The organism is Flavobacterium sp. (genome assembly GCF_031422135.1).
GTDB lineage: Bacteria > Bacteroidota > Bacteroidia > Flavobacteriales > Flavobacteriaceae > Flavobacterium.
The window spans coordinates 1-15,252 of record NZ_JANOQD010000001.1 but is presented as its reverse complement, the minus strand read 5'-3'; the positions used below and the strand labels follow the sequence as shown (position 1 = coordinate 15,252).

8 protein-coding genes are annotated in these 15,252 nt (G+C 32.9%); 4 read left to right on the top strand and 4 right to left on the bottom strand.

Features of this window, described 5'->3' with window-relative positions:
* Nucleotides 1-48: 48 nt before the first annotated feature.
* On the top strand, nt 49-2,277 hold the full coding sequence (locus RMO70_RS00040; RefSeq protein ID WP_310554370.1) for a DUF5686 family protein: 2,229 nt from the start codon (nt 49-51) through the stop codon (nt 2,275-2,277).
* Here the strand turns inward: RMO70_RS00040 and RMO70_RS00035 are convergent.
* Nucleotides 2,260-4,530, bottom strand: coding sequence for a cation:proton antiporter (locus tag RMO70_RS00035; protein WP_310554369.1), 2,271 nt, complete (start codon nt 4,528-4,530; stop codon nt 2,260-2,262). The genes RMO70_RS00040 and RMO70_RS00035 overlap by 18 nt on opposite strands.
* A 160-nt stretch (nt 4,531-4,690) precedes the next feature.
* Between RMO70_RS00035 and RMO70_RS00030 the strand changes: the two genes are divergently transcribed.
* From RMO70_RS00030 to rpoN, 3 genes are all read left to right on the top strand, one after another.
* Nucleotides 4,691-7,108 carry an MMPL family transporter gene (locus RMO70_RS00030; protein ID WP_310554368.1) on the top strand — a complete coding sequence of 806 codons (2,418 nt, stop codon included), beginning with the start codon at nt 4,691-4,693 and terminating at the stop codon, nt 7,106-7,108.
* Nucleotides 7,109-7,431: 323 nt separating this feature from the next.
* Nucleotides 7,432-8,868 carry an asparagine--tRNA ligase gene (gene asnS / locus RMO70_RS00025; RefSeq protein WP_310554367.1) on the top strand — a complete coding sequence of 479 codons (1,437 nt, stop codon included), beginning with the start codon at nt 7,432-7,434 and terminating at the stop codon, nt 8,866-8,868.
* Nucleotides 8,869-8,944: 76 nt separating this feature from the next.
* On the top strand, nt 8,945-10,411 hold the full coding sequence (rpoN, locus tag RMO70_RS00020) for an RNA polymerase factor sigma-54 (protein WP_310554366.1): 1,467 nt from the start codon (nt 8,945-8,947) through the stop codon (nt 10,409-10,411).
* Between the two features lie 360 nt (nt 10,412-10,771).
* On the opposite strand, the gene RMO70_RS00015 is transcribed toward rpoN, so the two are convergent.
* The 3 genes from RMO70_RS00015 to RMO70_RS00005 all read right to left on the bottom strand — a co-directional run.
* The gene (locus RMO70_RS00015; protein ID WP_310554365.1) at nt 10,772-12,646 is read right to left on the bottom strand and encodes an OmpA family protein; all 1,875 of its coding nucleotides are present in this window, start codon (nt 12,644-12,646) and stop codon (nt 10,772-10,774) included.
* Between the two features lie 16 nt (nt 12,647-12,662).
* Nucleotides 12,663-13,595, bottom strand: coding sequence for a type IX secretion system membrane protein PorP/SprF (locus RMO70_RS00010; RefSeq protein ID WP_310554364.1), 933 nt, complete (start codon nt 13,593-13,595; stop codon nt 12,663-12,665).
* A gap of 64 nt (nt 13,596-13,659) precedes the next feature.
* Nucleotides 13,660-15,252, bottom strand: a 1,593-nt coding sequence (locus tag RMO70_RS00005) for a gliding motility-associated C-terminal domain-containing protein (protein WP_310554363.1), incomplete at its 5' end; no start/stop codon positions are given.

Genomic DNA, 15,252 nt, shown 5'->3' with positions numbered 1-15,252 from the left:
AAATTTATCAGGTCACAGATGTTTTTTAAAAACCAATTTTCATTTTTTTTGTTATTTACTTTACTAACGCTAAACTTTATAGCAAATGCTCAAGAAAGCGGCAATAACGCTAATGAAATAATTGAAAAAACATTGCTTTATAAAACAAAAAACAAAATTACAAACTACGAATTTACAACCTATAACAAACTCCTTATAACTGCTAGTTCAGACTCAATCGAAGGTAGGATTGATTCTATTTATAGCATTAAAAAAGGAAGAAAAACATTCTCAAAAATTGATTCATCTGATTTTATCTTCAAAAAAATAATCTCCAAACAACACCTGTTTCAAACCGAGAAAATAAGCCGTTTTATATCCTATAAAAATTCACTTCAGGAAACCATATTAGCCAATCGAATGGCTGGATTCAAAAAACCAGTATTTGAATATTTTTCACTCCAATTAGAGCCTTTTTCAGTTTATAATCAAAAATATTCGCTTGCTGAAAAAGAATACATAAATCCTATATCAAAAAAAGGAATAAAGAAATATAATTTTTACTTCCTAAAAAATACCCTGCTTCAAAACCGCAAAGTATCTCAAATTAGATTTCAAACCAAAGAGAAAATAAAAAACAATAAGCTTGAAGGATACTATTTTATTGACCAAGAAAATTACAGTATCGCAAAATTATTGCTAAATGTGTCTGGCATTTTGAACATTCAATATCAATGCGAGTTTACATACAATGAAGAAATAAAAAATTGGTTTCCTCATCATAAAAAACTAACCCTGAAGAAAGGACACAATAAATACCCTATAAAAATATTTGGAGAAACCATCATATTTGAAGGTTCAGAAAACAGAGAAAATGAAAACCACAAAAAGTTTGCTTCAGATTTTATTGAAATCAAATCTGAGACAAGAATTTACGAACCAAAGTTCAACTCAACTAAAAAAATTAACAACAAAGATGTGGCTGTTATAATAAATGAAAACAGCAGCTCAAAGAAATTAGAAATCTGGAACAGCTATGCAACAGATTCTATTGATGTAAGAAGTAATCCAACTTATATTTCACTAGATAGTTTAGCTGAAAAAAGAAAAATTGAAAAAAAAATAAACATTGGACGTAAAGTAATCAAAGGATATTATCCTGTAGGTTTTTTTGATTTTGATTTTCGATACATTTTCCGTTACAATAATTACGAAGGTTTTAGATTGGGTTTAGGAGGCGTTACAAACGAAAAATTATCAAAAACATACAAACTGGAAGGTTACGCAGTTTATGGGACAAAAGATGGTTATTTCAAGGGTTTTTTGTCAAACACTTTCCGATTAGACAAACAAAATGAAACTTGGATAGGTGCCTCATATAACCACGATTTGAAAGAAATTGCCAGCACATCATTTGAAGTTGACAAACGAGTGTTTAAAATTTATGACCCCAGACCTTTCAATATAAGTACATTTTACAATCACGAGACTTGGCGTGGATTTATAGAAACAAAAGTAATTCCTAAAACAGAAAGTATTTGGCAACTATCAAGCAGTTTTATAACCCCAAAATTTGATTATCAATTTGAGAATAATGACAAACGGTATACAAATTTTAGAACTACTTTATTTACGGCTTCGATACAATGGAATCCGTTTAGCAACTATATGCAAACTCCAAGTGGAAACATTGAAATAGACAAAAAATATCCAAAATTTACGTTTCAGTTCACAAAAACAATTTCAAATTTATTAGAAAACAGTTTTAATTTTGGAAAGCTGGATTTTAGATTTGATTACCAAAAGAAATTCAATTCCAATCACAAATTTTTATTTCTTTTTGAAGGAGGTTATGCCTCTGGAGACATACCCTTGACACACGTTTATAATCATTCACCAAATAATTTAAACAAAGACAAACTACTCCAAAGAATAACCATAGCAGGGCGTGATAGTTTTGAAACTATGTATTTTAATGAATTTTTTTCCAGTAAATATGTGTTTTTTCAGTTGGAGTATCAATTTCCTAAATTCGAAATCGCTAGAAAGATAAAGCCCATTTTTTCACTTGTTTCAAGATTTAGTTGGGGCGAATTTGACGATAAAAAACAACATCAAAAAATTAATTTTAAAACCTTAGAAAATGGCTTTTTAGAATCTGGATTTGAGGTAAACAATATTTTTAAAGGACTTGGTTTTGTGGCTTTTTATAGATATGGCTCCAATCATTTACCAGATTTCGAGGACAATATTGCTTTAAAATTAAGTCTTCAGCTCGATTTAGGGTTTAATAATTAATACGGAAGGTAGAGTACTCAACCAAACACTTTGGGATTCAACCAGTTTTTTCCAACTTTCTAAACTTACAATCATTAAATCTTGTTTGATAAGAAACGATTTTAGAATCTGGCTTTCTGAGACTAAAGCAATATTATCAGGATAGTTTTGTTCTAGACTTTGAATAGCATTTTTTATTAAAAAATTATTTCCTATCTGATTCTTAACATCAACAATATTAATTTTTGAATTGTTATTGAATATAAATTTTTGAATATAATCCACCAAAAAAGAATCCTCAGTACTAAAAATAGGGATGAAAATTTTATCCGTATTTTGCAATTCATTATCAATTAAAATTCCAAGTGGCGTTTTGTTTTTAGCAATAATCTGACGTGTTCTATCATCAAAAATAGAGTTTTCAAATAAGCCTTCTTTACCAGTGATTTTGTCTAAAAGTCGATCAGGATTTATAATTCTAGTTGTAAATCCAAGTACTTTACCTAAAAATGTTCCTTCAAAAATAGATTTCCCCAAACCAACCAACAATAAATCATATTCTCCTTGTTTTGATATGTCTGCTATATCATTTTCAATATCAGTAGTGGTTTTAAAAATGGTATTTATTTCTTGATTTAGCACTTTTGACTCTTCATAAATAGGCACAAAAGTGGCTTTTTCGTAATCTTCTAGATTAAAACCGTGCATCTCATCACTTACCGACAAGTGCATTGCAGTAATACTGGATGTTTCTTTTTGTTTTTTAACTAAACTATTAGCTACTCTTAATAGTGACTTTCCTTTTTCAAAGTTTCCAAAAGAAACAAGAATTTTATATTTTTTTACTTCAACATCCATTTCTGTAACTGGAGAATCTTTCTTTTTGAAAACAAAATTAATTAAATCTAATGCTGGACCAGTCATAAATGTAGTTACAAGAGCCATAATAACCATCATTGTAAATATTTCGGAAGTTAGTACGCCTAAGTCATATCCAATATTCAAAACCACAAGTTCCATCAAACCACGTGTATTCATCAACGCTCCAATAGTTAAACTGTCTTTCCAGTTTTGACCCACAAATCTAGCCGCTAAAGCACTTCCTACAAACTTACCAACTACTGCAACTAGTATAATAAAACCTGTTACTTTCCATAAATACGGATCGTTAATCAACCCTATTTCTGTTCGCAATCCAGTAAATACAAAAAACAAAGGAAGTAATAAAATTACTGCTACATCTTCTACTTTTTCAATAAAAATATTTCTAAACTTAACAATATCTGGCATAATGGCACCCGTCATAAAAGCTCCAAACAATGCATGAATACCTATAACTTCAGTTGCAAACGAAGATAAAATAAGGGTAAGAAAGAAGATGGCAACAACGGGTTTACTTAGGTTTTCGTTATTAGAATACAAATCCCCAACTCTTTTCAAAAACGGTTTTACTAAAAATAACATCGCCAAAACATAAGCAAAGGCAAGTCCAATAACATACAATGAACTCACAAAAGAACCCGCTTTTACAATAGCAATTACGGCAGCAAGTAAGCACCAAGCGGTGATATCGTCAGCAGCAGCACACGTAATAACAATAGTTCCCAATCGGGTTTTATGAATTCCTCTTTCCTGAACTATTCTTGCCAAAACTGGAAAAGCAGTAATACTCATTGCAATTCCCATAAACAAACTAAACGATAAAAACTCAACCCCAACTGGAGCAAATTTATGATACACATAATAGGACAAACAAATACCCAATGCAAAGGGAATAACGATACTTGCGTGACTAATTACAACGGCTTCATTTGCTTTATTTTTCAAAACTTTCAAATCCAGCTCCATACCTATTACAAACATAAAAAGTATCAAGCCTATCTGACTCAAAAATTGAAGATTTCCTAATGATTCTGTAGGGAATAATGCTGCCGAAAATTCAGGAAAATACATTCCAACCACAGATGGTCCAAGAAAAATACCTGCAATAATTTCCCCAATAACAGATGGTTGACCTATCTTTCTAAAAATCCAACCAAAAAAACGAGCTATTATAATTATGGTGATTATTTGAGACAACAACACCGCTAACGGATGTTCTAAATTATGAAATAAAGAATCTAAAAACTGATTCCATTGTGAGTTTTTAGTAGTTTGGACAATTATTTTTCTTCCTATTTCTAAATTTTTGCCTTGTCCAACAACCCAATATATCAATGCAGTAAAAAAACCAGTTACTGTAAAATAAAACAAAGCATTTTTTAAATTTTTCATAAACTAATAACGAAAATTAAGACGGTATATGCCACAAAGATGACAAAATAACCAAACAAATAAAAACTTAACACTAATAAATAACACAATTTTAAAATTTATAAAAAACGGTAAATAAAATATTCAGTTTTAATTACCTTTGTAAGGAATTAAAATTCGTATGAAAAAGACATCAAGCCTTGGGTTTTGGGAATATATTGCTCGAATAATATTAAGAAACCGAATTGTTTTTCTAGCAATTGTTATCCTGATAACTATCCTTTTTGCTTTGCAATGGAAAAATATCAAATTTACACAAACCGAAGCCAACCTTATTCCTGCGGATGATTCTATAAATATCGATTACAATTCATTCTTGAAAAATTTCGGTGAAGAAGGGAACTTGATTGTAATTGCTTCCAAAGATCCAAAACTATTTACGCCTAAAATCTATAACGAATGGTCTCAATTAATGACGAACATTCAATCCAACAAAGAGGTTGATTTGGTGATTTCTGTAAATAATTTGAAGAAACTTACCAAAAACGATTCTCTTGAAAAATTTGATTTGACTCCATTAATAAACCCAAATAAAACACAAAACGAAGCTTATTTACTTCAAATAAAATCTGAATTATTAACTCAATTACCGTTTTATGAAGGCCTACTTTTCAACAAAAAGTCTGGAGCCATTCGATCTGCCATCTATTTGGATAAGAAAATAGTAAACACCAAAATTCGAAAAGATTTTGTACTAAACAAACTCATTCCCGAAATAGAAAAATTTGAAATCAAAACAGGTGTTGACCTTCGAACTTCTGGAATGCCTTACATTCGCACACTAAACGCCAAAACAATTATTGACGAAATTGGACTGTTCATTGGTGCAGCCTTGTTTATTACCTCGCTAATTTTCTTTTTCTTTTTTAGAACCTTTCGTGCCACACTAATTGCAATGATTATTGTCATTATCGGTGTAATGTGGTCGTTTGGATTACTAGGATTGTTAGGATATGAAATCACGGTTCTCACAGCACTTGTTCCAACGTTGGTTATTGTAATTGGAATTCCAAACTGCATTTTTTTAACCAACAAATACCACCAAGAATACCGCATTCACGCCAACAAAGCCAAAGCCTTGCAACGTGTGATTACCAAAACAGGTACTGCAACTTTGATGACAAATTTGACAACAGCCTTGGGTTTCGCCACTTTTATTGCCACCAACAACGTTTTGCTGACGGAGTTTGGCGTGGTAACTTCTATCAATATTATTGCGCTGTACTTGTTGTGTTTGATCGTTATTCCAATCTTTCACAGTTACATTCCATCACCAATTTCGAGACATTTAGGACATTTAGATCGGGAATATCTCACTGCTTTTATGAGTTGGATGTTACGCACCGTGAAATACAATCGTTTCGGAATTTATATCACTTCCATTATATTATTGATACTAGGAATTATTGGTGTTTTTCAGATGAAAATTTCCGGAAGCATTATCGAAGATATGCCTAAAAAGACTGCTTTTTTTGAAGACATACGTTTTTTCGAAAAAGAATTTGATGGCGTAATGCCTCTTGAGATAATGATTGACACCAAACGTAAAAAAGGAGTTATGAAACTTTCCACGCTCAAGCGAATGGAAGAACTCGAAGAAACTATTTCCGAAATTCCAGAACTATCTAAACCACTTTCGATAGTCAATTTAGTTAAATATTCCAAACAAGCCTACTATAACGGAAATCCCGAATATTACGAATTGCCAACTTCGCAGGAACAAGCTTTCATCTTGTCCTATGCCAAGAACGCTACGCAAAACTCGAAAGAAAACCTAATGAAAAGCTATGTCGATTCCACAGGACAATATGCTCGAATCACCACATTCATCAAAGATGAAAATGGCGAGAAAATGGACGAAATCGAAAAACAAATTCGCACCAAAGCCGAAAAATTGTTTCCAAAATCAGCATACAACGTCATCATAACTGGAAAAGCATCGGTATTTCAAAAAGGAACCAAATACTTGTTGGACAACCTATTATCATCCTTATTGTTTGCCTTTTTACTCACAGGAATATTGGTTGCCATAATGTTTCGTTCCGTAAAAATGGTGTTGGTTTCAATGATTCCAAACCTACTTCCGTTGCTGCTAACCGCAGGATTAATGGGCTATTTGGGCATTCCTCTTAAACCATCCACTATACTGGTTTTCGGAATAGCGTTTGGTCTTTCCGTCGATGACACCTTGCGATTCCTGGCGCAATACCGACTCGAATTGGCTCGAAACGATTGGCGAATCAAAAAATCAGTCTATGCCACCTTTGACGATGCTGGAATCAGTATGTTTTATACTTCAATAGTCTTATTTTTCGGCTTTTCGGTATTTATGTTGTCCAGTTTTGGCGGCACTGTCGCATTGGGCGGATTGGTTTCCATCACCTTGTTTTTCGGAATGTTGTCGAACCTAATGTTGTTGCCAGCTTTGGTTTTAACATTAAATAAAACCCTGTCCAACGAACAAGAATTTATCAAACCAAGAATCGATATTCTCGAACCAACCGATGCTGAAGTCGATGCATTAGAAAAACAAAAATAATTTGGGCGTTTCCCTCCCAAAAAGGTCGGGTCGGGCTTTCCGTTGCAATCTTTTTTTATTTTGTCCTTCGACAAGCTCAGGATGACAAAATAAAAAAAGGATTTCCACTTTAATCCCTAACGCAAACAACCTTGGAGATGAACCAACTCCAATAGTCGGAATTCCCATAGCCCCGATAGCAGTGGAAATCCTTTTGCTTTTTTTGTCATCCTGAGCTTCTCGAAGGAAAAAAGCAAAAGATTGCAACGAATAGCGGGAAAAAGCTTCAAAAAAATATACAAATCAATTATATTTGCAATAATATTACAATTATTAGAATAAAAATGAGACATACAAGAGTTACAGACTTATTAAATAGTTCCAAAACTATCAGCGAAGTCAATGCAAAAGGTTGGGTTAGAACTTTTAGAAACAATCAATTCATAGCGTTGAACGATGGTTCGACAATTCATAATATTCAGTGTGTAGTCGATTTCGAAAACACAGCCGAAGAAACTTTAAAAAGAATTACAACTGGAGCAGCCGTTTCGGTAACTGGTGCATTGGTCGAAAGTCAAGGTGCTGGTCAAAAATACGAAATTCAAGTTGTTAAACTAGAAATTCTTGGCGATTCGGATGCTGAGAAATTTCCGATACAACCAAAAAACAAACCAAGTTTAGATTTCTTGCGTGAAAATGCGCATTTGCGAGTGCGAACCAATATGTTTCAAGCCATAATGCGTGTGCGATCAGTTTTATCGTTTGCGGTGCATACTTATTTTCAAGAAAAAGGATTTGTGTATGTCAATACGCCAATCATTACTGGATCAGATGCTGAAGGAGCTGGAGAAATGTTTAAAGTTACCGCTTTACCATTTGACAACACCCCAAGAACTGAAGACGGAAAAATAAACTATAAAGAAGATTTTTTTGGAAAAGAAACCAACTTAACCGTTTCTGGACAATTAGAAGGAGAAACTTTCGCAATGGCTTTGGGTCAGATTTATACGTTTGGACCAACTTTTAGAGCCGAAAACTCTAATACTTCTCGCCATTTGGCTGAATTTTGGATGATTGAACCAGAAGTGGCTTTCAATGATTTGAACGACAATATGGATTTGGCAGAAGATTTTATTCAGTATGTGATTAAATACACGATGGATAAATGTGGTGATGATTTAAAATTTCTAGAATCTCGATTAATCGAAGAAGAGAAAGTAAAACCACAAGCCGAACGAAGTGAAATGGCATTGTTAGAAAAGTTAAATTTTGTTTTGGAAAACAATTTTAAACGAGTTTCTTATACTGAAGCAATTGATATTTTAAGGGATTGTACTCCAAATAAAAAGAAAAAATTCAATTATATCATTAACGAATGGGGTGCAGATTTACAATCGGAACACGAACGTTATTTGGTCGAAAAACATTTTAAATGTCCTGTAATTTTGTTTGATTATCCTGCAAATATCAAAGCGTTTTATATGCGTTTGAATGAAGATGGAAAAACAGTTCGTGCTATGGACATTCTGTTTCCAGGCATTGGAGAAATTGTAGGAGGATCACAACGAGAAGAACGTTTTGATGTTTTGGTCGAAAAAATGAAAGCACTTGGTATTGACGAAGAAGAATTATGGTGGTATTTGGATACCCGCCGTTTCGGAAGTGCTGTTCATTCTGGTTTTGGACTAGGATTCGAGCGTTTGGTTTTGTTCGTAACTGGAATGACTAATATTCGTGACGTGATTCCGTTTCCGAGAACACCAATGAATGCTGAATTTTAAAAGTTTATTTGTTGATTCGGTAATTCGGTTATTTGTTACAAATAACCAAATCCACAAATAACCAAATAACCATACAATGTTAAAACAATTCTTAAGTTTAAAATTATCTCAAAAATTATCTCCACAACAAATCCAGTTGATGAAGCTAATTCAACTTCCTACGCAAGCATTTGAACAACGTTTGATTGAAGAAATGAACGAAAATCCTGCGCTTGAAGGTGGTAATGATGACGAAGAAATTTACGAAAAAGACGAGTTTGACAACAATGAAGACTACGACGAATATGAGGATAACGAAAGTATTGATTCTGGCGATATCAATATTGATGAGTACTTGAGCAACGACGAAACACCAGATTACAAAACACAATCTAACAATTATAGCGATGACGATGAAGAACGAGAATCGCCACTTTCGGCACCTGTAAGTTTTCATCAGGACTTAATCAATCAGTTGAATACTTTTATTTTGACGGACGACCAACGGGATATTGCCGAATTCTTGGTCGGAAGTATCGATGATATGGGATACATTCGTCGAAGCATTCAAGACATTGTGGACGATATGGCTTTTACTCAAGGGATTTATACCGAGGAGAAAACAGTCGAAAAAATACTGCACATTATTCACGAACTCGAACCATCTGGCGTTGGCGCACGAGATTTGCAAGAATGTTTGTTGTTGCAATTGAAACACAAAACCCCTACAGAATCCGTAGCACTAGCCATACATATTATCGAAGAACAGTTTGAAGCTTTTACAAAAAAACATTACGATAAACTGTTGGCTAAATTTTCGGTTTCAAGAGAATTACTCAAAAAAGCGATTGATGAAATCGAAAAACTGAATCCAAAACCAGGAGGAGCTTATACAGGAAGTAATAAAATGACGGAACACGTTGTGCCTGATTTTGCCATTCGCATTATTGACGATGAACTAGAACTGACTTTAAACGGGCGAAATGCTCCCGAATTGCACGTTTCGAAGGATTATCAGGATATGATGAAAACCTACAAAGATTCTAAAGATAAGTCCAACGCTCAAAAAGATGCAGTGCAGTTTATCAAACAAAAACTGGATTCTGCCAAATGGTTTATCGATGCGATAAAACAACGTCAAGAAACCCTTTTTGTAACAATGAATGCTATTATGCATTTTCAACAAGAGTATTTTCTAGATGGTGACGAAAGTTTCTTAAAACCGATGATTCTAAAAGACATTGCTGATATGATTGGTTTGGATATTTCAACCGTTTCACGTGTGGCAAACAGTAAATATGTGGACACACCTTATGGAACAAAACTTATCAAAGAATTTTTCTCGGAAGCAATGACCAACGACCAAGGCGAAGAAGTTTCGACCATCGAAATCAAGAAAATTCTAGAAACCGTAATTGCTGACGAAGACAAAAATAAACCTTTGCCAGATGACCAACTTGCCGAAATTCTTAAAGAAAAAGGCTATCCTATTGCTAGAAGAACCGTTGCGAAATATCGGGAACAGTTGGATATTCCGGTGGCGAGAATGAGAAAAAAAATGTAAGCAATTTTAAATGTTTTTTTATTTACTGAAAAATTAAAAACCAAAAAAATTAAATTGCCCTAAAAAGTTTAGATAAATTTATAGTTAATCTTGGTAAGAATGATTTTTTTAATTCTGAGATTTTTTTTGAACTAAATTAGAGTATTAAACCTAAAAACGTAATCGTAGTGTCCTTGATTTATAGGCAAAATTTCTTGATTGCTACATGCTCTTAATGAAAACGTACTCATTGTTTAGATTGATTAAAACTTCTTCTAAACCACGAAGTTTGTAATTCATAAGTATACTTTTTTTTATAAAAATACCCCCAAATAGTATATGTTTTTTGGGGGTAGTTATTTCAATTTTTTAAAAGAGTTATTATTTTTTTACAATCAAAAATTCTGATCTACGATTTTCAGCATGTTGCTCTTCCGTACAATCATTTCCACAAATGATTTTTGGTTCCGTTTCTCCAAAACCTTGACCTGTTATTCTATCAAGAGAAACTCCTTTGGACAGTAGGTATTCCACAGTTGATTTTGCTCTTCGGTCAGAAAGTCCTAAGTTATAAGAATCCTTACCCCTAGAATCAGTGTGTGATTTTGCAAAAATAACCATATTTGGATATTTTTCCATAACAACAACAAGCTTGTCTAGTTCAAATGCTCCATCAGCAGTAATATTGCTTTTATTGTATTCAAACTTAATTTCGTTAAGAATAACTTCTGTTTCGGTTATAATTGCTTCTACGGGATTCAAGTCTGCATTTAATGCAATTATTCCTTTTGATTTGTCTATTGGGAACACATTACTGATGTAACCGTCTTTGTCTACGTTCGCAAAATAAGCTTTATCACATTCCAATTTAAAATTTGTTTTACCCATATCATCTGACGATAATTTAGTAACTACATTTTTCATTTCATCAACTATTATAACAGAAGCATTGGAAAGAGGATCGCTTGATTTCGCATTACGAACCATCAATCTTAAATCAACTGTACAATAGGGAATAGCAGAGTAAATATCATCGTCGCCTGCTCCGCCTGCTCGATTACTAGATAAAAAAGCAACATTTTTTTCTTGGTTAAAAGTAAAACCAAAATCATCTTTTTCACTGTTTACTGGTTTTCCAAGATTGATAGCTTCATTGCTTTTATCCATATCACAAGCAAAAACATCTAATCCTCCTAATCCGTTTCGTCCATTTGAAGCAAAATACAAAGTATTATCATCTGCAATAAAAGCCGTGAGTTCATTTCCTTCTGAGTTTACAGAAGTTCCTAAATTCTCTGGAGTTCCAAAACTTCCATCTGTATTTATTGCGATTTTCCAAACATCAGTTTTGCCTAAAGAACCATTTCTGTCAGATACAAAATATAAAAGACTACCATCTTTACTCAATGATGGACTAGTTGTATTCGATTCTTTTTCGTTAAATGAAACGGTTGCTATATTTCCCCATTTACCGTCAGTTTTAGTGGCTTTATAAATGTACATTTTACCATTTTTCAATTTTCGGTCTTGACTTTTAGTAAATTTATTTTCAAAAAAACTTTCTCTAGAGAAATACATTGTATTTCCATCGGCACTTATTGTAACTGGACCTTCATGAAATTTAGTATTCAGATCTGCAACTGCTATAGAAGTTGTTCCTACTTTACCATCTGTATAATCAGATTGGTATATGTCAAGAAATGGTTGGTCATTCCAATCATAACTTTTCCTAGCGGTATTTCTAGCACTTGTAAAGTAGATAGTATTGTCTTTTAAATAAGCACCAAAATCGGAATATTTTGAATTTAATCCAACGGAGTATACATCAAATAATTTAGTTTGACCTAACAAATTATTTAAGTATTCGCTACCGCTATTAGCGTTTTTTCCTCGCATATCATTTGGTGCTAGTGCGGCAAATTTTTGCATTTGAACACTTGCTTCATCATACTTTTTATTTGCTTTTAGCATTTGAGCATAACGAAAATAAGTTTCGGGATTTTGTTCCGTTGCAATAGCTTTAGAATACCATTTTTCGGCTTCAACAGAATTAAAATAATTATAATAACAATCTCCTAATTGTTTAAAAACATAAGTGTTTGTTTTGTCAGTGTTTGCTAATTTTAGATATTCTTTTGTTGCGTCAACATATTGGTAACTTTCATAAAGTTTATCTGCAATTTTAGTTTCTTTGTTTTGAGCAATGCTATTTGCAATGGCAAGAACAAAAATTAAAGCTATGTATATATTTTTCATTTTTGTTTTGATTATATTAAAAATAACGTGGTGAGCTTGATACTTTTTTAGACAGATTCAAGTCGAATAACAAGATAAATTCGTGGGATGATGGTGAACTTGTTCTTATTTCTGAAACTATTCTGTCATAAGCATAACCTATACGTAAATCATCAGTAATTTTAAAGTTAACCAACGCTCCAAATGAATCCTGTAATCTATAAGTCGCTCCTAATTCCAGTTTGTCATAAAACAAAAAATTAGTTGATACATCGATTGATGTTGGCGCATTAAATGCTGATTTCAACATCGCAAAAGGCTTAAATTTTGTATTAGGCGATAGGTCAAACACATATCCTCCTGTAAGAAAATAATGGGAAGTTTCTGAGCCATATTTTATACCATCGCTTCTAACAATTTTGTTAAAGTGTTTACTTCTTAAAATATTTGGAACTGATAAAGCAATATAATATTTGTTAGTATAATAAAAAACGCCTGATCCAAGATTAAAATTTGTTCTATTTACATTTTCTAAAAAAGCAGGGTCAAATTGATCTTGTAAAGTTGGGCTAACTTCGCTAAGTAGACCTATGTCAAGGAATGACGCTCCTGTTTTTAATCCGAAGGCAAGTTTTCTATCATTGCCCAAATTTAAGGTGTATGAAATATCTGCAAACACATTTTTTTCATCAACTGGACCTACTCTGTCAGATATTATGGAAAGTCCAACGCCCAAGTTTTTGCCAATTGGTGAATGACCAGTAGCGGTAAATGTGGTTGGCGAATCTTGTATGTCAACCCATTGCTTTCGGAAAAGTAGTCCAAAAGATAAATTTTCTTTTGATCCAGCATAGGCAGGATTTATCACATTCATATTATACATATATTGTGTATAATGAGGGTCTTGTTGGGCTTGCCCGTCAAGAAAGGTAAGAAGTGTGATTAGTGCAGTGAAAAATATTTTTTTCATTTGTTGATTTTTTATTTTATTAGAAATGCAGTCGTATTTGAAAAATACAACTGCATTCTTTTTATTATCTATTTAAGTATATCCAACCTGTTTTAGTTTCACCATTTTTCTGTTCAATCACGTAATAGTAAGTCCCTACTGGAGAGTTTTCTGATTTACTATTTTGACCTCGCCATTCGTTTTTGTAATTGGTTTTACTGTATATTTTGGTTCCGTATCTGTTAAATACACTTAACTCTTTTACATCTAAACCACGTAAATCAAAGTAATCGTTCGAGCCATCTCCATTTGGAGAAAGACCTTTTTGTACTGTACAAAATGATGTTATTACCTCAAAACTTTGATTGTCTGTACATCCGTCAGGATTAGTTGTTACTTTAACATTAAATGTTAATGGAAAAGTGTCAAATGAGATTCCATTTTCAATAACGTATTCAGAAACATTAAACGTTTCTTGATTGCTTCCTACTGGAACTCCTGATTGGTTAGTCCACAAATAAGTAACGGTCTCTGGGTCATATGAGCTACTTACAGGTGAAGCAGTTAAAATATAATTTATACCTACGCATTCTCCATTCGTATTGATAGGAATTTCTGTAGTATCTAAAGTCACAGTTATTTGCTGTATGGTTTTACATTGAAAATTTGTAATTTCTACAGAATAAACTCCATAATCTGTTTCGCTTATAGATGATGTATTCATACCAGTTAATACATTTCCGTCTAATTTCCATATATAAGAAATGTTTGGATCAGTAACTGTAAAGTTTGTTGGTATTACAGATAAAACAGCTACTTCATCTGCACATTTTACAAGATTAGTTCCTGTTAATGCAAAATCTGGTTTGGTGTTTATAGTGAATAACAAATCTAAAGCAGTTGTGTTCGAACAACCACTGGCCAATGTTACAACAACACTATACGTTCCTGTTAGAGTTGGTACAATTTCATTTGTTATAGCGCCTGGAATAACAATTCCGTCTAACGACCATACATAGGTAGCGTTTGCAATAGCAAAATTAGAAGGTGTTACTATTATTTTAGAAGCTGAAATTTCATCACTACATATTGTATTATCAGAATCAGTTGAAGAAATAGTAGCTATTGGTAAGCTGTTAACCACTAAATTTTGTGCTACAACGGTGTTACAAGAAGTTGCTCCAACGGTTGTTATTCTAATATAAATAGTTTGAGAAGCTCCTATATACAAAACATTTGGATTTATTGCATTGGTGTTGGCTAATGCATTTGCTTCAGTATAATGATAGGTTACATTATATGTAAAATTAGTATCTAGTCCTATAAGTACATTTGGCGTTAATGTTGTTAAATCAAAACTTGCAATGCCGTCATTTGAAGCATCATCGCATAGTGTATAATTAGCTTGTTCAGGAACAATAACGTTTGGACCTAGATTTATAACTACAGAATCTGTAACGTCATTTGGGCCACATTTTCCAATACAAGTATATGTTCCTGAAGAAGTAGCGGTGTATGTTTGAGATAAAGCACCAGGTATAAGAACACCATCTTTTTTCCAAGTAAAAGTTGCTAATGGATTTGCTAATTGAGAGTCTAATGGAACAGAAGTTACACCACACAATTCTTGATTAGGACCTAAGTCAACTTCACACACAATGGAACAATCAGTTTGACC

Coding starts and splice junctions, on each gene's coding strand:
- RMO70_RS00035 (WP_310554369.1), bottom strand. CDS start 4,530: ATGAAAAATTTAAAAAATGCTTTGTTTTATTTTACAGTAACTGGTTTT.
- RMO70_RS00030 (WP_310554368.1), top strand. CDS start 4,691: ATGAAAAAGACATCAAGCCTTGGGTTTTGGGAATATATTGCTCGAATA.
- asnS (WP_310554367.1), top strand. CDS start 7,432: ATGAGACATACAAGAGTTACAGACTTATTAAATAGTTCCAAAACTATC.
- rpoN (WP_310554366.1), top strand. CDS start 8,945: ATGTTAAAACAATTCTTAAGTTTAAAATTATCTCAAAAATTATCTCCA.
- RMO70_RS00015 (WP_310554365.1), bottom strand. CDS start 12,646: ATGAAAAATATATACATAGCTTTAATTTTTGTTCTTGCCATTGCAAAT.
- RMO70_RS00010 (WP_310554364.1), bottom strand. CDS start 13,595: ATGAAAAAAATATTTTTCACTGCACTAATCACACTTCTTACCTTTCTT.